At 42.3% G+C, this 20,208-nt stretch carries 23 protein-coding genes and 1 pseudogene; 10 read left to right on the forward strand and 14 right to left on the reverse strand.

Features of this window, described 5'->3' with window-relative positions; translation table 11 throughout:
- Nucleotides 1-29: 29 nt before the first annotated feature.
- On the forward strand, nucleotides 30-767 hold the full coding sequence (locus FD725_RS29950; RefSeq protein ID WP_179051844.1) for a KilA-N domain-containing protein: 738 nt from the start codon (nucleotides 30-32) through the stop codon (nucleotides 765-767).
- Nucleotides 768-1,277: 510 nt separating this feature from the next.
- Nucleotides 1,278-4,463 carry a plasmid replication protein, CyRepA1 family gene (locus FD725_RS29955; RefSeq protein WP_256871998.1) on the forward strand — a complete coding sequence of 1,062 codons (3,186 nt, stop codon included), beginning with the start codon at nucleotides 1,278-1,280 and terminating at the stop codon, nucleotides 4,461-4,463.
- Nucleotides 4,464-4,481: 18 nt separating this feature from the next.
- On the opposite strand, the gene FD725_RS29960 is transcribed toward FD725_RS29955, so the two are convergent.
- The 5 genes from FD725_RS29960 to FD725_RS29980 all read right to left on the reverse strand — a co-directional run bounded on the left by FD725_RS29960 (nucleotide 4,482) and on the right by FD725_RS29980 (nucleotide 7,203).
- A complete protein-coding gene (locus tag FD725_RS29960; protein WP_179051845.1) occupies nucleotides 4,482-4,913 on the reverse strand; it encodes an HNH endonuclease in 432 nt (143 codons plus the stop codon).
- Nucleotides 4,903-5,298 carry a hypothetical protein gene (locus tag FD725_RS29965; RefSeq protein WP_179051846.1) on the reverse strand — a complete coding sequence of 132 codons (396 nt, stop codon included), beginning with the start codon at nucleotides 5,296-5,298 and terminating at the stop codon, nucleotides 4,903-4,905. Before FD725_RS29965 ends, FD725_RS29960 begins: the two co-directional genes overlap by 11 nt.
- A gap of 112 nt (nucleotides 5,299-5,410) precedes the next feature.
- Nucleotides 5,411-5,683, reverse strand: coding sequence for a hypothetical protein (locus FD725_RS29970; protein ID WP_179051847.1), 273 nt, complete (start codon nucleotides 5,681-5,683; stop codon nucleotides 5,411-5,413).
- Nucleotides 5,680-6,267, reverse strand: coding sequence for a PEP-CTERM sorting domain-containing protein (locus tag FD725_RS29975; RefSeq protein WP_179051848.1), 588 nt, complete (start codon nucleotides 6,265-6,267; stop codon nucleotides 5,680-5,682). The genes FD725_RS29970 and FD725_RS29975 overlap by 4 nt, the downstream gene beginning before the upstream one ends.
- Nucleotides 6,268-6,489: 222 nt before the next feature.
- Nucleotides 6,490-7,203 carry a chromophore lyase CpcT/CpeT gene (locus FD725_RS29980; protein ID WP_179051849.1) on the reverse strand — a complete coding sequence of 238 codons (714 nt, stop codon included), beginning with the start codon at nucleotides 7,201-7,203 and terminating at the stop codon, nucleotides 6,490-6,492.
- A 268-nt stretch (nucleotides 7,204-7,471) separates the two neighbouring features.
- Here FD725_RS29980 and FD725_RS29985 point away from each other — a divergent pair, with 268 nt between their 5' ends.
- Complete coding sequence (locus FD725_RS29985; protein WP_179051850.1) at nucleotides 7,472-7,672, forward strand: hypothetical protein; 201 nt, start codon at nucleotides 7,472-7,474, stop codon at nucleotides 7,670-7,672.
- Between the two features lie 28 nt (nucleotides 7,673-7,700).
- Here the strand turns inward: FD725_RS29985 and FD725_RS29990 are convergent, their stop codons facing one another.
- Nucleotides 7,701-8,057 (reverse strand): hypothetical protein, encoded by a 357-nt coding sequence (locus FD725_RS29990; RefSeq protein ID WP_179051851.1) that lies wholly within the window; start codon nucleotides 8,055-8,057, stop codon nucleotides 7,701-7,703.
- Between the two features lie 122 nt (nucleotides 8,058-8,179).
- Between FD725_RS29990 and FD725_RS29995 the strand changes: the two genes are divergently transcribed.
- Nucleotides 8,180-8,413: a hypothetical protein gene (locus FD725_RS29995; protein ID WP_179051852.1), complete on the forward strand. Its 234-nt coding sequence runs from the start codon at nucleotides 8,180-8,182 to the stop codon at nucleotides 8,411-8,413.
- Between the two features lie 149 nt (nucleotides 8,414-8,562).
- The gene (locus FD725_RS30000) at nucleotides 8,563-9,495 is read left to right on the forward strand and encodes a GIY-YIG nuclease family protein (protein ID WP_179051899.1); all 933 of its coding nucleotides are present in this window, start codon (nucleotides 8,563-8,565) and stop codon (nucleotides 9,493-9,495) included.
- Between the two features lie 63 nt (nucleotides 9,496-9,558).
- On the opposite strand, the gene FD725_RS30005 is transcribed toward FD725_RS30000, so the two are convergent.
- The 3 genes and pseudogenes from FD725_RS30005 to FD725_RS30015 form a co-directional block, all read right to left on the reverse strand.
- Nucleotides 9,559-9,906 carry a hypothetical protein gene (locus tag FD725_RS30005; RefSeq protein ID WP_179051853.1) on the reverse strand — a complete coding sequence of 116 codons (348 nt, stop codon included), beginning with the start codon at nucleotides 9,904-9,906 and terminating at the stop codon, nucleotides 9,559-9,561.
- Between the two features lie 63 nt (nucleotides 9,907-9,969).
- Entirely contained in the window at nucleotides 9,970-10,260 is a 291-nt protein-coding gene (locus FD725_RS30010; protein ID WP_256871999.1) for an HNH endonuclease, read from the reverse strand.
- Nucleotides 10,261-10,526: 266 nt separating this feature from the next.
- A pseudogene (locus FD725_RS30015) lies at nucleotides 10,527-11,597 on the reverse strand (ISKra4 family transposase).
- Nucleotides 11,598-11,665: 68 nt separating this feature from the next.
- Between FD725_RS30015 and FD725_RS30020 the strand changes: the two are divergent.
- Complete coding sequence (locus tag FD725_RS30020; protein WP_256872000.1) at nucleotides 11,666-11,854, forward strand: hypothetical protein; 189 nt, start codon at nucleotides 11,666-11,668, stop codon at nucleotides 11,852-11,854.
- A 333-nt stretch (nucleotides 11,855-12,187) separates the two neighbouring features.
- A complete protein-coding gene (locus FD725_RS30025) occupies nucleotides 12,188-13,018 on the forward strand; it encodes a HEAT repeat domain-containing protein (RefSeq protein WP_179051854.1) in 831 nt (276 codons plus the stop codon).
- A 346-nt stretch (nucleotides 13,019-13,364) separates the two neighbouring features.
- Here FD725_RS30025 and FD725_RS30030 read toward each other — a convergent pair whose 3' ends face one another.
- The 5 genes from FD725_RS30030 to FD725_RS30050 form a co-directional block, all read right to left on the reverse strand.
- Entirely contained in the window at nucleotides 13,365-13,613 is a 249-nt protein-coding gene (locus FD725_RS30030; protein ID WP_179051808.1) for a hypothetical protein, read from the reverse strand.
- 17 nt (nucleotides 13,614-13,630) lie between these two features.
- Nucleotides 13,631-13,951 (reverse strand): hypothetical protein, encoded by a 321-nt coding sequence (locus FD725_RS30035; RefSeq protein ID WP_179051809.1) that lies wholly within the window; start codon nucleotides 13,949-13,951, stop codon nucleotides 13,631-13,633.
- 74 nt (nucleotides 13,952-14,025) lie between these two features.
- Nucleotides 14,026-14,211, reverse strand: coding sequence for a hypothetical protein (locus tag FD725_RS30040; protein WP_179051810.1), 186 nt, complete (start codon nucleotides 14,209-14,211; stop codon nucleotides 14,026-14,028).
- A gap of 97 nt (nucleotides 14,212-14,308) precedes the next feature.
- Complete coding sequence (locus tag FD725_RS30045; protein ID WP_179051855.1) at nucleotides 14,309-14,563, reverse strand: hypothetical protein; 255 nt, start codon at nucleotides 14,561-14,563, stop codon at nucleotides 14,309-14,311.
- Between the two features lie 104 nt (nucleotides 14,564-14,667).
- Complete coding sequence (locus tag FD725_RS30050) at nucleotides 14,668-14,922, reverse strand: TIGR03643 family protein (RefSeq protein ID WP_179051856.1); 255 nt, start codon at nucleotides 14,920-14,922, stop codon at nucleotides 14,668-14,670.
- A 49-nt stretch (nucleotides 14,923-14,971) separates the two neighbouring features.
- On the opposite strand from FD725_RS30050, the gene FD725_RS30055 reads away from it, so the two are divergent.
- The 3 genes from FD725_RS30055 to FD725_RS30065 all read left to right on the forward strand — a co-directional run bounded on the left by FD725_RS30055 (nucleotide 14,972) and on the right by FD725_RS30065 (nucleotide 20,184).
- Nucleotides 14,972-15,235 (forward strand): hypothetical protein, encoded by a 264-nt coding sequence (locus FD725_RS30055; protein ID WP_179051857.1) that lies wholly within the window; start codon nucleotides 14,972-14,974, stop codon nucleotides 15,233-15,235.
- Nucleotides 15,236-15,323: 88 nt separating this feature from the next.
- Nucleotides 15,324-15,782: a hypothetical protein gene (locus tag FD725_RS30060; protein WP_179051858.1), complete on the forward strand. Its 459-nt coding sequence runs from the start codon at nucleotides 15,324-15,326 to the stop codon at nucleotides 15,780-15,782.
- A 136-nt stretch (nucleotides 15,783-15,918) separates the two neighbouring features.
- The gene (locus FD725_RS30065) at nucleotides 15,919-20,184 is read left to right on the forward strand and encodes a strawberry notch-like NTP hydrolase domain-containing protein (RefSeq protein WP_179051859.1); all 4,266 of its coding nucleotides are present in this window, start codon (nucleotides 15,919-15,921) and stop codon (nucleotides 20,182-20,184) included.
- The last annotated feature ends 24 nt before the right edge of the window (nucleotides 20,185-20,208 follow it).

Here is a 20,208-nt window from a genome sequence, read left to right on the forward strand (position 1 = left end):
CAGTTTGAACAATAACGGGAGAATTAATCATGTTGACACATTTATGGCGAGACTCTGAAATCAACCAGATGCCTCAAGATGTCGAGATAAATAAATACAGCATTCCCAAAGGTTATGTGAATGCAACGCAAATGTGCCATGCCAACAATAAATTTTGGGGACATTACAAAGAAAGAAAGTCTACAAAAGCTTATTGGATAGCACTTTCAAACGACATCGGAATTCCGATATCGTCTTTAATCATTGAAATTGATGGCTATGGCAATTCTCAAGGAACTTGGGTTCATCCAGAAATAGTGATTGATTTGGCGCAGTGGGTATCTGTTGAGTTTCGCTTGTGGGCCAACCGAACTCTGATGAAAGTGATGACAGTCCAAGAAACTGTACAGCAGCAATCTATGACCCAAATCCAGTTACTCGCTGCAATTGCACAACAAATGGCCGAACTTGAACAACGTTTAATTCAACAGCAACCACAGCAAGCCGAAATCTTGCGCCGACTCAAAGATGTCGAAATCGAACAAGACAGGTTCAACACACCCTGCGGTCATAAATACAGCATTGTCGGTTTTGCTAATTTACAGGGGTTGGAAATCTCAGTCAAAGAAGCAGGTGCTAAAGGACGAAAAGCCAGCGCATTGTGCCGTAAACAGGGTATCGAAATCGAACGCATTCATGACCCCAGGTTTGGCAGAGTTGGCTTGTATCCCGAAAGTATTTTGATTGAGGTTTTTTCTAGTAATTCCAGAGATAAAGCGATCGCCTAGTACAGGACAGAACGATCGCTCGTCAATGGCAATTGCTTCAGCATTCATTTGTTAATGTAACAGTTTATCTTTACAAAACTTAAGAATTGGCGAGATGGCTGCATTTGCTAGTCAAAAAGTAAAAAGCAACCGTACACAAAAGAGCCACGATTGCAGGAGGAAAATAGGTTGTTTAATTCTTCACGATTGTCAACAAAATTCCGCATTCTTTTCAAAAACTGAAACAACTGACTTCACACATAACTGCGATCTTCTCAAATTCCCTCACTCATCAGGAGAACCATTCGATGTCAAACATTCAAGAAAACATTAACCAGTTAGAAAAAATCAACAGCGCTGCGATCGCATGAGTTTTAACCCAATTTTCCAGAATGGTGTAAAGTATTCCTACTTTAGTTCAAATGTACTATTAACTCGGATTTAGTTTTTTAACCAGTGTCTATTTTTCAGCATTTCAAAGCGGTATGACCACATACCGCTAACTTTTCCGTGCGTCTATCGAAGGAAATTATGAATCTCGAACCACATCACTTAAAAGAATGGCTCAGTAGTGGCGTTGACGAAGACATCATCACGCTAAACGTGCGATCGCTCGTCGGCACAACACCCTATGATTACCTTTTGTACAGCGATAAAATCTCCCGTCGCAACGATGGACGGTTGCGGGACAGGGACTTGAAGAAATACCAACACATTGAACACGGCGGTTGGTGGTGCAGTGGTGTTGACCCCTTGGCTGACTATATTTTAATGATGTGGGGCTGTTTCAAACCAGACCATCCCCGCCGCGACAAACAGAAAATCCACAAGTTCATTAAATATGAGCATCCTTACAGGGAACAAACACGCGCATTTTTCCTACAAGTAAGTCGCCATATTTGGGTAAAAGTCTCGAATCGTTGCGGTATCCCTATTACAGAAGAAGACCTGCAACATCCTGGTGGCTTTTGGCACTGGGTTTGGAAAAACAATGTGCCAGTCGTGATCGTAGAGGGAGCTAAGAAAGCTGCTTGTTTACTCAGTGCTGGTTATGCAGCGATCGCTATCCCCGGTGTTAACGCTGGTTACCGCAATCCCTCTGATGAATACGGTACTGCCATTGGTAAACCATCTCTCATCCCTGATTTGAAACATTTCGCAACAAAGGGCAGACAAATCAACATCTGCTTTGACCACGATACTAAACCCGAAACCGTCCAGCGAGTGCGAACTGCAATTAGTCGTATGGGGCGATTGCTGGTTGCAGAAGGTTGTCAGCTGCGAGTGATTGACCTACCAGGACAAGAAAAAGGTGTTGATGATTTTGTCGTTGCCCAAGGACAAGATGCTTTTCACGCACTCTACAACACCGCCGAAACATTGGAACTGTGGGAGATTAAGCTGTTTACTTTGTTGACCTATCCCCCATCCATCGCACTTAACCAAAGATTCCTCGGTCAGTTGATTGTACCCGAAGACGAAAAACTGATTGTCCTCAAAGCTCCCAAAGGCACTGGTAAAACCGAATGGCTGTCTCAGGAAGTCGCTAAAGCACATGACCAGGGAAGGCGGGTCTTAATTATCACTCATCGTATTCAATTAGGTGAAGCTTTGTGCGATCGCTTCGGGGTCAACTATGTCACGGAAATGTATCATTCCGAAACCAAAGATTTCTTAGGCTATGGCGTGTGTGTAGATTCGTTACATCAAGAAAGCCAAGCTAGATTTAATCCCAACGACTGGACTAATGATATTGTGATCGTTGACGAGTGCGATCAAGTTTTCTGGCATCTACTCAACTCTGGGACAGAAGTACAAAAGCGCCGGGTTTCCATTCTTAAAAACCTCAAGCAGCTGATCCAAAATGTCTTGGGTAGTGAGCATGGGAAGATTTATTTCTCTTCTGCGGACGTGTCAGATACCGATGTCAAGTACGTTCTAACTCTTGCGGGAGAATATCGGGTTAACCCGTTTGTGATCGTAAATAATTATCAGCCCAATTCTGGCAATTGTTACAACTACTCTGGCAGTAACCCGAAGAATCTCATTGCCGCACTGGACAAAGCCATCAATAAAGGAGGGCATTATTTACTCTGTTGTTCTGCTCAAAAAGCCAAGTCTAAATGGGGAACACAGGTTCTAGAAGAACGCTTTCGGCGCAAATTCCCCCACCTGCGAATTTTGAGAATTGATAGTGATTCCGTATCTGAACCCAATCATCCAGCTTTCGGGTGTATCGCTCACCTCAACGAAATTCTCACACAGTACGATTTGGTTATCGCCTCTCCAAGTCTAGAAACTGGCGTGTCGATTGACATCAAGGGACATTTTGATTCAGTGTGGGGGATATTTCAGGGAGTGCAGCCTGTTAATTCTGTACGGCAGATGTTAGCCAGACTCAGAGAGACTGTTGACCGCCATATTTGGGTGAGAGAGTGGGGTATGGGGAATGTGGGCAATGGCTCTACATCTGTAGGTGGATTGCTCAGGAGTCAACACGTTGCGACTCAGGCTAACATCGCCCTGTTGTCGGCTGCTGATAATGATGATTACAGCTTTATTGACCAGAATTTCCAGCCAGAATCATTACAAACTTGGGGTAAACGGGCTTGTGTGATCAACGTCGAGATGCGCTGCTATCGGGAGTCTGTACTTCGGGGATTGGTGGCGGATGGCTATACTATTAGGGATGCAGCCGATGCTGATGATGATGAAGGTGGGGCAGTAATAGAGTCCGTTAAAGCCGCATCTGTTGAATTGTATGCTACAGAATGTCAGGCGATCGCCCAATCTGAGGAACTGTCTGAAACCGAACTCAAGAAGCTGCAAGACAAACGTGCTAAAACAAAGACCGAACGACATCAACAACGTAAAGCTGAATTGTCCCGTCGCTATGAAGTTGATGTTACGCCTGATTTGGTAGAGAAGGATGATGACGGCTGGTATCCTCAATTGCGGATGCACTACTATCTGACTATGGGGCGGGAGTTTCTCACAAAACGTGATGCTAAACGTGCTAAGACGCAAGCTGAAGCTGGAGAGAATGCTATTTGGAAACCTGATTTTAACAAGGGGCAGATATTACCTGCTGTGTTGTTACTGGAAAATCTCAATCTGTTGCAGTTTCTTACACCAGATGTTCAGTTACGTGGCAGTGACGAGAAGATGCTGAAGTTTAAAGCAAAAGCTGTAGAGAATCGCTATGTCATCAAGAATTACTTGAATGTGAGTGTTTCAGAAAAACTGACTCCTGTAGCGATCGCACAGAAATTATTAGACAAGATTGATCTGCGGCTGTCTTATGTGGGGCGGTTGGGGCCAAGGGAGAAACGGGAGAGTGTCTATAAGTTTGTTGCGCCTGATGACCAGCGTGATTCAATTTTCGGGCAATGGCTTAATCGAGATGAAGCATTTTCTTGTGAGTCGGTGTCAGTCACTCATAATATAGATTTAACAACACCAATGACTGACACACCTAATACTCCCCAACAATTAAATGAAGCTGCTCTTGGCTGGAAAGGTGTGAAACTGAGGTTGCAGCAGGGTTTGGAAAACGCTGGTCGGTTCTATACTGAGCTTATCTCTCAAGTTGGCGAGGCTGTTGGTGTTGCTGATGGGGAGCCGTTTTGGAATGGGTATCTAGGGCAGTGGCAGGTGGCTGTTAGCTTTGCCAACGGGTGTAAGTCTGTGGTGTACGATTGGTTGGTGGTGGTGTAGGTCAAAACGCCGATATTCTTATGGCGGTGGATGCAGACCCGCCGAGGTTAGAAGACGACGCAAGTTAACGACTCCAACTCGATTCAATTGCAGAGCTTCTACTGTTGCTCGACCCCAGGAAGTTTTACCAATAACCTGGGTAAAATCATCGTTCCAGCTAAAATGCTCTGACCACATCTGCTGACGAGGATGAAACAGCGCCACCTCTTGTTGGGTTTCTGGATCACAATGACTGGTTTTGGTATACTTTCGACCATTACAACCAAAACATGACCAAGCTAAATTTTCTGCGCTAGTTTTTCCACCTGCCTGACGGGGTTTGATGTGTTCTACTGTGAAACTGTCAGGAGAAAATTCTTCTGGGCATCGGCAATATTCACAAAAATTTTTGGCTCTGTTGGCTACTGTCCGTCTTAGTCTAGCAGATACTCGTTCAAATTCAGGTGGCATGGAATAACTCAGACTCCGACAGAAATTGAAGATTCAAGGTCAGCAAGTCTATATTCCTTAGCTTTGCTAACTCCATAAGAGCTTGCAGGCGTTCTACCCTCCACTGTTCTAGCCTATCCTCATACTGGAGCAATTCTTCATGTTCGATGTCAGTGAGTTGGCCCCACTCACAACGCGCGCGTAATTCCTTTAATCGTTTTTGCTCATCAGGAGTCAGGCGACGTTCGATGACTTCAAGCAGGGCTACCTCAATCGGATTGGATGCAGCTCGCACTGGAGGTTCAGACAAAAATTCTAATAATTGAACTACAGCAGTTAACCTCTCTTCTGACAACTGCTCAATCAGTTTGATCGCTCTTGTGCGAATATCAGTTACTGGGGTCATGGAAAATCATGCAAGTCTATCTCTAATCAGATTGTACTCAGACCGAGCGGGTTTTTCGATAAATATTTCACATTCATCACTGATATTCAATTACACAAAATTCCTGAAACAGTTACCCAGGTCTAAAATACCAACCTGCAAGGATGGAACGGGCTGAAGCTGAAAATGCACCTTGGGCTAGATAGCGCGGATCAGTTCTATACTCTCGCTTGTTTCCAAAGTCGGCGATGCTGTTGGCGTGGCTGATGGTGAGCCGTTTTGGAATGACTATCTGGGAAACTGGATGGTCTGGGTTAATTTTGCCCAGGGGTGTAAGTGTGTGGTGTGCGATTGGTTTTTTGCGGTGTAGATCAATAAAGCTTTGGTAAAGAGTTGAGTAATTCAAGCTTCAGATTTCGTCTCACCAGCTTTTCTAGAGAAAGCAATTGCACCAACTCCAAACAATATACCTACTAGGGAATTGGGTTCGGGTACTGATATAGATGAAGAACTCAGGGTAATATTGGCAGCAGAATCTTGATAGATGTATGTTCCTGCCCTTCCCACTTCACCCGTCAAGGTAATTTGCGAGCCGGAGATTCTTTCTAAGGTATATCTAGGAGCATCAAAAGCAATACCAAAATCAATCACTAAACTCCAATTGAACCCAGAATCAAGCTCAAAATCGACATCCGGGGTTAAGTTACTGCCATTACTAGAGCCTCTCTTCAAATTCAGGTCTAGATTGTTGACGGATAGCTCCCAATCGCTCAAAGTCCCGTCCTTTGAATAAACCACAAATCCCGAATATTCGCTCTCTTCTGGCAAAAAGTTCGTAAGGAATGGGGTAGTAGCATCGACTAAGGTAAAATCGCCGGAAAATTCTTGTCTAGTGAGAATAGCTCCCAGCACAGGAGTAGTATGAAATACACTTGCAACTACCAAACCAATCACGGCGACGCTAACTTTGGGGAGTCGAACTTGATTCATGGAAGGGGTATGCTATTTAAAATTTCTCAACAGATGGTATCACATCCAACACAACTTCCGATACATTCGGCGTATTCCTGCTCTTATGTGCTTTAAGCAAGGTAAGTTGACCAAAACAATAGTCGGTTATACTCGATACTTACTGCTCCAGAAGTAATAGGGTGAGATTTTTATAGTATTTCTGTACTATACAAGAAATTATGGACAATAGCGATCGCCCCACTACCGTGTTGATTTGTGTTTTACTTTGCCTAAAAATGCTATGGCATTCCCCCAGATGCCAAGAGCTAAAATTCCTAAGATAAAGGATGGTTCGGGGATAGAGGTAATTCTGCGAAACTCAATTGGCGTGTTGACAATCAAATTACCATTGGCCGTGAAAATTTGGTCTAACGAGTTAACACCGTTATTAAAGAAAGTTACGTTGGAAACTACCTTGCCACCAGTACTTGTTGGGCAACCATTTGGGGCATTAGTGCCTATGTAACGATTCTCTTGCCAGGTGAGTGAGAGGTTACAACTTGTTGTAGCTATATTGCTAATATTAATGATTCGCTGTTGTTCTGGTTGATTACATAGCCCACGTAAAATACCACTGTTGAGAAAACTACGAATGCTGAGGTTGACTACAGAATTTCCCTCACTAAAAGAATAAAACCTGATGCGCTCGAAAACAGTACTTTGCTGTTCTAAATAGACATTTTGTGAATTAGAGAATAAGTTACCATCGTCTAGTTGCACACTACAGTTAGACATGGTGATGGGTGTAGTAGTAGGGTTAGAAGCCATTTGTTGAGCATTATCAAAAAAACCTGTGAACCACTGCGCTACTTCCTTAACCTGTGTTGAAAGTGGCGGAGCAAAAGCAACAGCACGACTGGGAAATACTAATACTGAAAGTAAAAACGTCAGAGAATATACCTTTAGTTTATTCATACATTTAGTTGTAAATTTTCAAGCTAAACAATGCTGATTCTCTGATAAATCATACTAGGTGTTCAGATTTTTACAACATAGGAAAGGTAGCAATACCGAATTGTGATGCTCCCGAAAGGATCTGGCAAGGGCATTTTTTAGCTTTCATACTTGTGGAAGACGTAATCTATCACCAAGAGAATTGTCATTATGGCAATAGGGTTCTTTGTAGCGCACTGGAATAGTTATAGAAAGAACTGACGCGCTTAACAGAAATAGGGATACTTATATGAACAAAACGACAAAGAACACACTCGGTTCTGGGATGGCTGATGAAGATTGGTTTAGCTTAGGAAAATCTGATGCCTGGGCTGGAAAACCCAAAATGCCACCTGAACAAGATGCTCAATCGGCAAGTATGTATGACCTGGGTTACAGCGAGGGAGAGATTAAACATCCGCCAACTCAAACTCCAAAGGCTCCTCAATAGTCAGAAATCGTCAAATCGTGTCGCATTTCTACACAGTATCATCCATCCAGCCGCAGTCAGAGTTTAGGTAATCCCAATGCACCCTTGCTGTATAGTCGCGGTCAAAGGATGCACCGCACTGGGGACATTTACCTGTAAACATCGGATGCCAGTCAATCAGTTCTAGCTGTTGTTCCCGTGTCCAGCGCTGTTGCGGTTGCAAAATCAACTCGCCATTGTAATAAGTGGCCCCTTCTGGCTCCCACAGTTCTAGCGGCTCGGCGTTGGGGTCTTCACGAAAGTCTAGGCAGTTGTTACTGTCTACCCCCGTTGGGTGAATAGCACAGACGAGGTAAGGGTTGTGGGCATACAGGAGACAGCAATCGCATTGGGGGATTTTTGGCATACTACCAGTTATACACCATGATTTTTCCTCTAAGAAATTTTATTGGTAGTAATTTACACAAATCACTTTCATCTCTAAAATTAAGAAGCGATCGCTCTAACGAACGATAAATTGCACTTTTTATGAAGTATCAGATTTGCGACTTGGAAGCGACTCCAGAATGGCTCACTATTGAATCGATTGATCACATTGTCGAGTGTTTGGAGGCTTGCCAATCGCTAGAAATGCTGGCTGATTTACGGGCAATCTTCCCCAGGAGGGCGCTACGCTCGGCAAGCATCAAAGTCAGTAAGGCGCAACGCCAAAGACTGGTTCAGTGGTTGCAAGTGTTGAATCAAGAGGAAAAAGCTGCATAGAGTTTTCAACAGAGGAAAAGCGATCGCTTGGCTCCATTGCCCCTAAATTCTTCAAATCATTAATACATTAGCCCAAAAGATAGACACATTTTTGAAAAGTTGAAGCACACTGGTAAGAGCAAATTCAACTTTTAAATGATGGTGTGGCAATGTGGCTAAAATATGGGGTAGATGAAAATGGGATAGTAATGTGTATTGAAGATATCACGCGGGGAAAGACTTTACTTAAGTGTCCTTATTGCAATGGTGATTTAATTGCCAAAAAAGGCAAGGTCAAAGAACATCATTTTGCTCATAATGAAGAAACCTGCCGCCCCGTAGCTAACAGAGACTTCCCCACTCTTCCACTTTATGATAATTTCAACATTCAGCTATCTGGCAAAGATTTGCAGCAACTAAAACTACTTTGGCAGGAGTACGGCTCAAAAAATTATCCTATTAGTTTTGACTTAATTTCTCCTGGTTTAATAAAAACAGGAATGTTGAAAAAAAACATATACTTAATACCATTTAGTTATGAATTTAGTGATTTAGGTAAAATTCCTATTGGAGCGCTAGAGTTATCGTTATTCAACAAAGTGCAAGAACCGCTATTACTTCAAAAACTGCTGAAAATAGAGTTAGCTTTTGAACACGCAAAGCATAAAAACGCCCCAGATTTAGCATACAGACTCACTGATGTAAGACTGTATCGCACTCAACTTAAACGGATATTGTCTTGTACATTATATTTCTTAGAAATCCAAACTAATAAAGGCACTTTGTACAAAATAGGAGTTACCACTAGACCTGTTATAAAGCGGGTAGCAGAAGTAGAAAAAGATTTAATTAATCACTACAAAACTGTTACCATTAATGTACTAGGTAGTTGGGCGCATCGTGGAAATATTGAACTGTATTTTAAACACCGCTATAAAAAATTCAATTATCCCATTGGCAGTTTAACTGAGTATTATAAATTTAATGCTGATGATGCCGAAATTGCCATGCGTGACTTACAACAGATGTCACCTAAATTACTTTCTGAAGTTGAAATAGATGTTTTGAAAGAGGATTCAAGCTTAATTCAAATTGCTGTGTAATATTCTTATTAAAACCCTACAGTCAGTATTATTAGTTAGTCAGCGAAAGTACATTTTATATTACTATGCCTCTAAATACTCTGCCACTGCCGCCAAATCTTCCATTGCTTGATTCAGTCGATTGAGCATTGCTTCGGCTACTTCCGGTTGAGCGCTGACAGTTTCTAGTTTTTCTTTGAGATGATGGTCTAGGGCTTCTATCCACAATGACAATTCTGTGTGACGGATTGCTGTGAGTAGTCCCATATTTCTTAAAACAGCCAAATGAAACCCTAGTTGGTTTTGTCCACCGTAGCCCAGATATCCATTCCACAGTTCCAACTTTTCTGGTGTAAATTCTTCATATTGGTCAAAGGTAATCCCCGCAGGCTCTAGTTGGGGTTGTGGCAGTGGAGGTTGAGGGTTAGTCATAGTAATGTTTTGCTGACTACTCTAAATTTAAAAGTGTATCTAAATTGAAATACAAGTGATTGTTTAGCGATGAACTGCAATTCGCTTACCAGGGTCTTGTTTTATTACCCACGCCAAGAATTTTTGCATTTGCGGTTCGTTACTGAGTTTTTCTAGAGTATTTAGTTCTCTAGCCAGTAGCTTATTGTCAAACAACGCATGAATTTGGCGATGGCAGGCAGAACAAATATTTACTGTTGGACTTGGATCTTGTTTCTTGCGTTTGGTATTTTGTCTCGGAACTAAGTGATGGATAGTTAAATGTTCCATCTGTCTTTGACACAGTTGACATTGCTCTAATTGATTGTTAGACACCTGTTGATTTTGCTAAAACCCTATCTAATAGGATAGCTATCACTAAACACATTCTGCACGCTATACCCTGTAATTTTTCTTAGAGGAAATTTGTAGTATGTGTTCGCTCATTTCTGCTAATTTCCTGCCGAAAAAGCTTGAAATAGTTCTGTTATATTAGCTTTGAGTGCTGAAATAGCTTCTTCTAAAGTCTCACTTGGCTCTGTATGTACTAGATGAGCGTCCCCCACATCAGCACTGGGAGCATCCACTTTTGGCAGAAAGACTCAAATAGCTAATAAACCATTGAGATAAGCACAACGAATAGAGAGGATGTGATTAACACTATCAACATTCCACTGTGCGCCAGAAATTTTAATCCTCGCACCAATTTGTTTAATAGCAGATTCAACTGCGCCAGAACCAATAGAACAAAGTTGTTCAGCCTGGTAATAGGCATAATTGACAAGACGAGAGCGATGTTTTTCAAGATAAGCAATGAAGTTCTTCGCTTGTTTACCTCGGCAATGAAGAAATAAAGCTTGAGTTTCTTCTATCTGACCTTGCCATAACAGCGTTTCAGCAGCTTTAAGCCGTTTTAAAGAACCACCAACTTTATAGAGATTTTCTTTGAGGTGATACCAATCCAAGATTTCCCAACGCTCAAAATTTTCTGTTTTACCAAACTCTTTGACTAGATTCCACACGCCATCATGACCATCCCCCAAGCACACTAACGGGTTAACCAGACGTTGGCTATTGACATAATCAACTAATGATTGGTTGTCATCAAAAAAACGCACCATAGTAAATCCCTTGCAGACGAACGGTTTTATAGTCTCGCCAGTAACAGCCTGCTTTCGGTTTACCTCTGAGTCGGACTTTTCCTCCATCTACACTGACTTCTGAAACTGCTTGTTTTGCAAATGGTAGTTGAAAATCTTGTGACAGCACTAATTTTTGTTGCGTTGAGTGACCCACTTTGACTCCTGTCAATGCCTCAACTTCAATTTCTGCTTTTTGGTATGATTCGTTAGCTGACAGCCTTAAACAACACTTTTGAAGTAATGGACTTAACCGGGTTCTTGGCTTCAAACCCAGTTTCTGTAACTGTTTGGCTTTAAGAGTCAGTTCCCCCACTAAGCTTTTAATTTTCCTGGTTTTACCTACTTTTGTTCCAGTTTTTTGTTCGATAAAAAAAGGGCTATTTCTGGACTGACTAGTTCTAATATTTGACTCCGAACTGTTTTTTCTATACTTTCGAGGTCTGTCAGCTTACTTTTATCTGCTTCTTCATACAGTAGTGTTGACAATTCTTGTAAACAGGCTTTGATTCTTTCTTGTTTATCCTGGTTCATGGTAAGTCATCCACACTGTTTTATCTGTTGTTATATTCTCCCAGAACCTGTATATCTTCCAAAAGTGGATGCTCCCAAAAATACAGTCTGGTTACATCGATAAAATCGACAAAGACCCACGCAATAAAACAGCCTTTCTCGTTACCGTCCGCGAGGGTAATGGTTCCTATGTCCCAATGTTCCAATACCGACTCAATTTGTCCACACCTTCTAAACCTGCACTAACCAAACTACGGACTTGGAAATCAGGACGGTAGTTGCTCTGCTTTGGCAGTCGGGTAAGCCATCCCACATTTACTATTTATTTTCTAGTACATTACTAGCCAGTTGTATGTAGCGTTCGCGCAGCGTCTCGTAGAGAAGCGATGACCGAGCGCTGTGGGTTGCCTGAGAAGTTATTCTACAGCGTTGGGTCAACAACTGGCGATTTGTGGCTCTTCTGTTCTCTTGATATCTCATTTAAACTGCAATTTACAGAGTTGTTATGCCAAATTGCCAGAACCTTAGAACATGGCTGTTTAAGTGCGCCGTTCAAGTAAAGAATTTCATTATGATACTAATAGGTTTTATCTCCTACACGATTGCTATATATGAATTTAAGTGATAGCCATTGGCAAAATTTAAAAAATGATTCAAGAAGTACAACAAAAATAATTCAACTTGCTTCTGATGAAGAAGACAAAGATTCTTATTGGGATCTGGTATGGATTTTACGCGCTCGTGGTAGTGATGAGGAATTTGCAGCAGCATCGAGGTTATGTCAAAGTCAAAGCTCAAAACAAAGAAGTTTAGGAGTGGATATATTAGCAATACTAGGAATACCGCAAAGAACTTATACGCAAAAATGTGGAGATATTCTGTTAAAACTATTACCAAGTGAAGAGAACAGTAATGTTCTTGCTTCAATTGGGTTTGCCTTCGGACATTTAAATGATTCGAGATGTGTTTTGCCTTTAATCAAACTTAAAAATCATCCCGATACTGATGTTCGTTTGGGTGTAGTTTTTGGTTTGGCTGGTCAAGAAGACGAATTAGCAATTAAAGCATTAATTGATTTATCTGCCGATGATGAAGAAGATATTAGAAATTGGGCAATTTTTAATTTAGGTTCGCAGATAACGACTAATACGCCGGCAATTCGAGATGCTTTATTTCAACGTCTAATTTTAGAAACAGGAGAAGATGATACTATTGCTGAAATTCGTGGAGAAGCATTACTGGGTTTAGCGATTAGAGAAGATGAGCGAGTAATTAATCCACTTATCGCCGAACTTGAAAGTGGATGCGTGGGTAGATTATCTGTTGAAGCTGCCAAAGAAATGGGAGATACAAGACTTTATCCAGCTTTGATTGATTTACAAAAGTGGTGGGATATAGATGTTAAGTTATTACAAGAGGCGATATCTAGCTGTCAACCATAAGAATTAAATTTCTCTATTAGGTCTGAATCATTAAAACAGCGATCGCACTCCTAACGCTCCACCCCCTACTTCTTCCAAGGTAGCTTTATTCCCATCTCAGTTAATGCCGAGAACACCAAATACATAATAAGCAGACCAGCACTGATAAGAAAAATTACAACATCGTTATCCATGTTATCCATAGTAAAGTGGCAATTCTAGCTGCCCAGGTGATGTATTTGAGCGTCCCCTAGCTCTACCGTGAACTGCAATGTGGCAGGGAGTGCAAAGCGGGATTAGGTTCTCAATTCGGTTGTCTTCAGGTGTAAAATTAGCATGGTGTACTGAGAGCGTCAATACTGTCCATTCAGAACGAGACAGTTCCTTTGGTTTCTGGCCAAGACGTAAACATTTTTGCCCACAGTGCCGACATTGCCACTGAGATGCTTCTTTGATAGCCAGCGATATTTCGTCCCAATTGTCCGCGTAGCGTTTTCTGTAGATAGGCATTGTCTACAATGCAAACAAAGCTGTTGGGGGATTTACTAACTCTACCAATTTTTGGGAGCAGCGATAAAAGCCTAAGAGCGATCGCCCATGATTCAACGGTTTGCATTCACCGTCATTTTGTACTTAAGACTGATAATTTGGCTCATCTTTGCCAATCCCTAATTCCTGTAATTTAGTTTTGACATCTTCCCAGTTATCACCACAGTAGTAATATTTTTTATCTCGAAGATTGACAAGGTAATAACCAGCGTTACCGCCATTGATGCGGAACAATTCAATTACTATTTTATTTTTAGTTATACCAAACAACCTTTCTCTGTCACTTTCAGGAATGGGTTCACCAGTGCGGTTATAAAAAACACCTCCATTTTTAAAATACCAAGTCGTACCTTCTCTACGAATAATTTGGAAATGCAGAGGATGAATAATGCTTGTGGTTAACATAAGCTATACTCCAATCAGAAGAGATGGTGAGGAAAGCCCCCAGGTGTAAGCTAGGGGCATAAGTTAATTAGATGCTATTCTTCATCTTCAGAGTCTGACTCTTCATCATTCTCTTCCAATGCTTCTAAGACATCTTCAGTATAGGCAACGTCTCTGTTTCCTTCAGAGTCTGATTTAATCCAGACATCTGCTGCCAAGTATTCAAACTCGACTTCAGGATTATATTCTCCTTGTCCGTTGCCATCTTTAGATTGAGTCATTATTTCACCTCCTGATGAAGATTTAGTTTTTTTTATTTATCCTCATAATTAAGATTTTATCATGATATATATAGGTAATTAATTAACAATAATTAAATCATGAATCGCATAACAGCACATCAATAAAAGCTTCTGAGTTGATTATATTTAAAGAGTTACGGCTATTAATGTCTATGTTATGAACTACCTTCGTTAATTTGCCATCATGTCCTTTATACCTAATAAATTCTCCCACGCAAGGAACTCTTGATATCTCAATTTCCTGCAAAGCTATAGCGTCTTTATCATTAATATGCCTAAAAGTTTTGACTCTTTCTGGTGGAATATTTACAGAAACAAATACAATAGCCACTTGTTTTATCCTGACAGTAATTTTTATTTTATTGGCTATGTTTACCAGATGCGATGGCAATGTCTGTTCGCAAAGCGACCATTGCACTTGTCAAAGATTCATGTTCATGATTTTTGATTTTGTGACTTAAACCTACCTGCAATAAACTCTCGCTTAAATAAATGTTTTGTCTTGCGTTTGGTAACTCGCTCTCGCCACATACGAAAACTGGATTCTTTCATTTGCTGCCGCATTAAGAGAATTACCTGTTTCTCTTGTAGCCCAAACTGAGTTTTAATAACATCAAAAGGTGTTCTATCTTCCCATGCCATTTCAATGATGCGATCAATAGTTTGGAGATCAAGGTTTGGTAACTTCATGAATAGAAGTCGCTGCGCGAAATTTAGGTGAGTTATAGCATTAAGAAACATGAACTTACTATCACCTGAAGTCGAGTATATTTTTGAGGCTGTCTCTGATGGCAGTCAAAGACAATGGACTGTTGAAGAAAAAGAGGTAATTCTGAATTCTCCTCAATTACAAAATCAACTTGAAAAATGGTTGAATAATTCCCTTAGCGATACCTGTTGGCATTCTGAAAACTACAAGATGATTCGAGCGTTAACTAAATCTCTAACCTCAAATCTTCCCAACAATTTGTTTAAAGATGAGGAGATTTCTATTCCTTTTTAACACTTATTTTAGAAGTCTCATAGTTTAGTATGAGACTTCTAACGCTTTGCGTGACTTTTATGAAAACTACAAATACTGGAGAAAAACGATGGACATTCAATCTACACTTACATTGGTTATTGAAGTTATTGTTATGAGCTTTGTTACCCTGATGATTTTCGACTTTGTAGATGGGCTTTACGCAGTGCCATTACCAACCGTTACATTTGCACAGCCAAAGGTAATTTCCAAATCCACAATATCAGCAGTAACACCTCAGTTTAAACCAATTTCAAACTCTGAACAATTAGAACCAGAACCTCAGCAAATTGCCCCACAATTTGAACAACTGCCTGACCCTTGGGAGTTAGAATTAGCATTCCAAAATAGTACCGTCGAAACTCAATCAGTTGTACCCTTCTCTACATTAAGACTGTTACCACCAGTTCAAAAAGTACAACCAAAACGTACCAGAACTACCAAAAAGACTACTTCCACTAAAACAACGAAATCTGCCGAGGGTGAATCGCTTCGCAAACTCGGCAGACCACGCAAGAATGCTGCTTAAAATCAAAAACTAATACCCATTTAATTTAGTTGAACGGTGGGGCGTAGCCCATCGCTCAAATTCACAACTGCTCTGGACAACATCTGGAGCAGTTCTGGCTACGCCAAGTTTTAGAGAAAATTTATACATTAGACATATGGTGAGCCTCATCGCTACACAAGGTTCTCTTTTTGACGTGCAAACTGTTTTAGATTACGGGCAATCGGTAGTCAACGTTGCTCAAGAACTCGCCAAATTCTTAATTGAGCAACGACCACTGACCACAAAAACGATTCAATCCCAGATGAATCGCCAGTTCCACGGGACAGCAGCAGAAGGCGCGTGGCAGTGGAAAGATGCCTACGAAGCTGTTGAAGTGGCGGCAATTTTGTACTTGCGGCTCAAGGGTTTATCTGACAATCCTCTGGAAGAATTGCAACTGCTTGAGTCTCTGTGTCCCACACACACCCGTCGGAGCGAGGAACAATTAAAACTTCAGCAGTTTAGTACCCCGTTGTCTCTGGCTTATTTGGTTTCTGTTGCCGGACAAATCACGGCTCTTGATTTAGTTTTGGAGCCATCTGCTGGTACTGGTATTTTAGCCCAGTTCGCAAAACTTCAAGGTGCAAGTCTAATGCTCAACGAACTGGCTGCCGATAGAACAAAGATTCTCCGGCGCTTGTTTCCTGGGACTCCACTATTCTCTGTGAATGCTGAACAAATCAACGACTATCTAGCTGGTAAAACTCAGCCATCTGTAGTGCTGATGAACCCTCCTTTCTCAGCATCTCCCAAGGTCAACAGTCGCAACCCTGATGCTACACCACGGCATATCAACTCAGCATTGCAAAGACTGTGCGATCGCGGACGACTGGTGGCAATTTCTGCTAATTGGTTCTCACCAGCTAATCCTAATTGGCGCGAGACTTTTGTTAAGTTTCAGGAGAAAGCCAGCTTAGTGCTGTCGGTTGGAGTCAGTGGTAAGGTTTACTGCAAGCACGGGACAACGATGGAAACCCGCATTACGGTGATTGATAAAATCCCGGCTGCTGATCCAAATAACATCCCTTGCATTGAGCATACTGTTGAGCTTGGAGAACTGTCCAGACTAATTGAGGAACTTCCGCCGCGACCAGTGTGGGAACAACCTAAACTGAATGCTCAAGCTTCTGTACTTAAACCGATTTCTTTAAGTGTTAAGTCAAAACCCACTCAATCCACCCCGCTTGATCAGGTATTATCTCAATTTCAGGATGTTGCAGTTCTCAACTATGAAGTTGTCGATTGGGTTGCCATCGAAGGACTCAAAGATGCACTGTATGAAACATATCGCCCACAACGCTTGAGAATCAAAGCCGCAAAACCTCATCCCTCACTACTGTGTGAAAGCGCAGCCCTGGCTCTCGTCTCGCCCCCTGCATCCACCTACAAACCCTATCTCCCTCAGCACATCGTCACACAAGGATTGCTATCTGAAGCACAATTAGAAAGCGTGATCTACGCAGGTCAAGCGCACTCTGAGTTTCTGTCAGGTTCTTACTTGGTGGATGATTCTTGGGACAATATTAAAGTAGCAGCAAATAGCGAAGAAAATGCCGTTAGATTTCGCCGTGGGTGGTTCTTGGGCGATGGCACTGGTGCTGGCAAAGGACGACAGTGTGCGGGTATTATATTGGATAATTGGTGTCAGGGTCGCCAGAAAGCCATCTGGATTTCCAAAAGCTCTGCACTTATTGAAGATGCCCGACGCGATTGGTGTGCTTTAGGTGGTAATGAGAAAGACATTATAGACCTCAGTAACATCAAACTAGGCGATCGCATCCCTTTCACCCAAGGCATTCTGTTCTGCACATACTCAACCCTGCGCTCTCAAAAGAACGGCAAAAGTCGGCTTAAGCAAATCGTCGAGTGGGCTGGTAAAGACTTTGAGGGAGCGATCGCTTTCGATGAATGTCATGCAATGGGTAACGCGATGGCACAAGAAGGCAAACTGGGCATGATGAAAGCATCCATGCAAGGCATTGTCGGGTTACGGCTACAAAATGCACTACCTCTTGCACGGATTATCTACGTCTCTGCCACCGGAGCAACCATTGTCTCAAACTTGTCTTATGCCAATCGCTTGGGACTTTGGCAGACTGGTGATTTCCCGTTTACGAACCGTGAGGATTTTGTAGAGTCTATCGAAGTCGGTGGCATTGCGGCGATGGAAGTTGTTGCCAGGGATTTGAAGGCTTTGGGTCTGTATCTGGCACGATCGCTTTCATTCGATGGCGTTGAGTATGAGATGTTAGAAATCGAACTCACTCCTACTCAAGAAAGGATTTATGATAGTTACGCGGACGCTTTTCAGGTTATTCATAATAATTTAGAGAAAGCGCTAGAAGTTTGTAACATCACTGGTGCAAAAACTTACAATCGCATGGCTAAAATGTCTGCGTTCTCGCAGTTTGAGTCCCACAAGCAAAGATTCTTTAACCATTTGCTCACGGGGATGAAATGCCCTCAATTAATCAAAGCGATTGAGCAAGATTTAGCCCAAGGCAATGCTGTTGTAATTCAAATAGTTTCTACCAATGAAGAATTACTCAAGCGGCGACTCAATGAAGTTTCGGCAGACGAGTGGAAGGATTTAAACCTTGACCTAACTCCACGAGAATATGTCATGGACTACCTGCTAAGTGCGTTTCCTGTCCACTTGCATGAGATTTATTCTCTTGAAGATGGCGATGAACGCTCCGAACCAGCCTTTGATCACGATGGCTCACCCATTGTATCGGCTGAAGCTGTGACTTTGCGAGATGCCTTAATCGATAAATTGGCCAGTCTTGACCCCATTCCCGGTGCTTTAGAACAACTCCTTTGGTACTTTGGTCACAAGCAAATTGCTGAAGTTACAGGACGGAGTAAGCGCATTCTCAAGGATGATTCTGGACGCTTGTTTGTTGATTCACGGGGCGCTGGCGCTAACATTGCGGAAACTAACGCATTCATGGTGGGAGATAAGCAAATTCTCATCTTCTCTGATGCTGGTGGTACTGGTCGCAGTTACCATGCTGACTTGAATGCACTCAATCGTCGGCGGCGATCGCACTATTTATTGGAAGCCGGTTGGAGAGCAGACAATGCTATTCAAGGGCTTGGGCGCTCTCACCGGACTAACCAAGCATCTGCACCAGTGTTCCGTCCTGTGACCACCGATGTCAGAGGTGAGCGCAGGTTCATTTCGACCATTGCTAGACGACTCGATAGCCTCGGCGCACTTACTCGTGGGCAACGGCAGACTGGGGGTAATGGCATCTTTGATACCAAGGATAACCTAGAATCTCAGTATGCAGAGTATGCACTGTATGAATTATTCAAGCAAATATTCCAAGGTCGGTTCCACGAAGTTCCTTTGGGAAAATTTGAGCAAATGACTGGACTTAGCCTGACTTCCCATGAAGGCGGCATGAAAATAGACCTCCCACCTCTGCGACAGTTCCTCAATCGCTTGCTGGCTTTAACAATTGGGATGCAAAACGTGATTTTCGAGCGTTTTGAGTTGTTGTTGAGTCAGCAAATTGAAACGGCGATCGCCAATGGTGTGTTTGAAATCGGAGTAGAAACGCTTCGGGCTGAACGGTTTACTGTAGAAAGTTGCGAATCAGTTTATACTCATCCTCAAACTGGTAGCGTAACTAACTACTTGAAGGTTGAGCAAGTTCAGAAAACCAACATTAAAACGGCTGTCGAAATGCTGGAATTCGCAACCCAACACCAGGGGCGACTCATAGTAAATGCAACATCGGGCAATGCTGCCGTGTCAATTCCTACTCATAGCTTCTTTGATAGTGATGGTGGTGCTGTGCCACGGGTTCTACTCGTTCGTCCCCAAAAGGAAACCCGTGTCCCTGTTGATAAGCTGGAATCTTCTACTTGGAAAGCGGTTTCAGTCGATGCGTTTGTTGCAGCTTGGTCGAAGGAGGTAGACGAATTACCCAGATTTACCACCGATTACCTGCACTTGGTCACAGGAATATTGCTACCAATTTGGAAAATTCTGCCCCAGAAGAACAGTCGGGTATTTCGCCTGCAAACTTCGGATGGTCAGAAGATTCTGGGACGGGTGGTCAATGCACAAGATATTCAGTCTGTGGCTGAACAATTGGGCATGAAGAACAAACTTCTTTCTCCAGCAGAACTGGTTTTACTGGTGTTAAACGAAGGCTATTCGCAGCAACTCCCAGGTGGCGTAACTTTGCGACGTTCTTTTGTTGCTGGTGAGCCTCGTCTAGAAATAGTCGATGCCCTCTCACTAACTGAAAAGCTTCTGGCTGTTGGATGTTTCACCGAAATTATCCAATGGCGTAAGCGGGTATTTATACCAACAGGCGATCGCGCTGCTGGTGTGCTGGCGGCAGTGATTGGGATTGTTGGCTAATAAGAGCCTAGCGATGTGGCTAAT

Source organism: Nostoc sp. TCL26-01, from assembly GCF_013393945.1.
Lineage (GTDB): Bacteria > Cyanobacteriota > Cyanobacteriia > Cyanobacteriales > Nostocaceae > Trichormus.

Excerpts from the sequence above, each read along its gene's own strand:
- FD725_RS29950 (WP_179051844.1), top strand. The coding sequence starts at position 30 with ATGTTGACACATTTATGGCGAGACTCTGAAATCAACCAGATGCCTCAA.
- FD725_RS29955 (WP_256871998.1), top strand. The coding sequence starts at position 1,278 with ATGAATCTCGAACCACATCACTTAAAAGAATGGCTCAGTAGTGGCGTT.
- FD725_RS29960 (WP_179051845.1), bottom strand. The coding sequence starts at position 4,913 with ATGCCACCTGAATTTGAACGAGTATCTGCTAGACTAAGACGGACAGTA.
- FD725_RS29965 (WP_179051846.1), bottom strand. The coding sequence starts at position 5,298 with ATGACCCCAGTAACTGATATTCGCACAAGAGCGATCAAACTGATTGAG.
- FD725_RS29975 (WP_179051848.1), bottom strand. The coding sequence starts at position 6,267 with ATGAATCAAGTTCGACTCCCCAAAGTTAGCGTCGCCGTGATTGGTTTG.
- FD725_RS29980 (WP_179051849.1), bottom strand. The coding sequence starts at position 7,203 with ATGAATAAACTAAAGGTATATTCTCTGACGTTTTTACTTTCAGTATTA.
- FD725_RS29985 (WP_179051850.1), top strand. The coding sequence starts at position 7,472 with ATGAACAAAACGACAAAGAACACACTCGGTTCTGGGATGGCTGATGAA.
- FD725_RS29990 (WP_179051851.1), bottom strand. The coding sequence starts at position 8,057 with ATGCCAAAAATCCCCCAATGCGATTGCTGTCTCCTGTATGCCCACAAC.
- FD725_RS29995 (WP_179051852.1), top strand. The coding sequence starts at position 8,180 with ATGAAGTATCAGATTTGCGACTTGGAAGCGACTCCAGAATGGCTCACT.
- FD725_RS30000 (WP_179051899.1), top strand. The coding sequence starts at position 8,563 with ATGTGGCTAAAATATGGGGTAGATGAAAATGGGATAGTAATGTGTATT.
- FD725_RS30005 (WP_179051853.1), bottom strand. The coding sequence starts at position 9,906 with ATGACTAACCCTCAACCTCCACTGCCACAACCCCAACTAGAGCCTGCG.
- FD725_RS30020 (WP_256872000.1), top strand. The coding sequence starts at position 11,666 with ATGCTCCCAAAAATACAGTCTGGTTACATCGATAAAATCGACAAAGAC.
- FD725_RS30025 (WP_179051854.1), top strand. The coding sequence starts at position 12,188 with ATGAATTTAAGTGATAGCCATTGGCAAAATTTAAAAAATGATTCAAGA.
- FD725_RS30030 (WP_179051808.1), bottom strand. The coding sequence starts at position 13,613 with ATGCAAACCGTTGAATCATGGGCGATCGCTCTTAGGCTTTTATCGCTG.
- FD725_RS30035 (WP_179051809.1), bottom strand. The coding sequence starts at position 13,951 with ATGTTAACCACAAGCATTATTCATCCTCTGCATTTCCAAATTATTCGT.
- FD725_RS30040 (WP_179051810.1), bottom strand. The coding sequence starts at position 14,211 with ATGACTCAATCTAAAGATGGCAACGGACAAGGAGAATATAATCCTGAA.
- FD725_RS30050 (WP_179051856.1), bottom strand. The coding sequence starts at position 14,922 with ATGAAGTTACCAAACCTTGATCTCCAAACTATTGATCGCATCATTGAA.
- FD725_RS30055 (WP_179051857.1), top strand. The coding sequence starts at position 14,972 with ATGAACTTACTATCACCTGAAGTCGAGTATATTTTTGAGGCTGTCTCT.
- FD725_RS30060 (WP_179051858.1), top strand. The coding sequence starts at position 15,324 with ATGGACATTCAATCTACACTTACATTGGTTATTGAAGTTATTGTTATG.
- FD725_RS30065 (WP_179051859.1), top strand. The coding sequence starts at position 15,919 with ATGGTGAGCCTCATCGCTACACAAGGTTCTCTTTTTGACGTGCAAACT.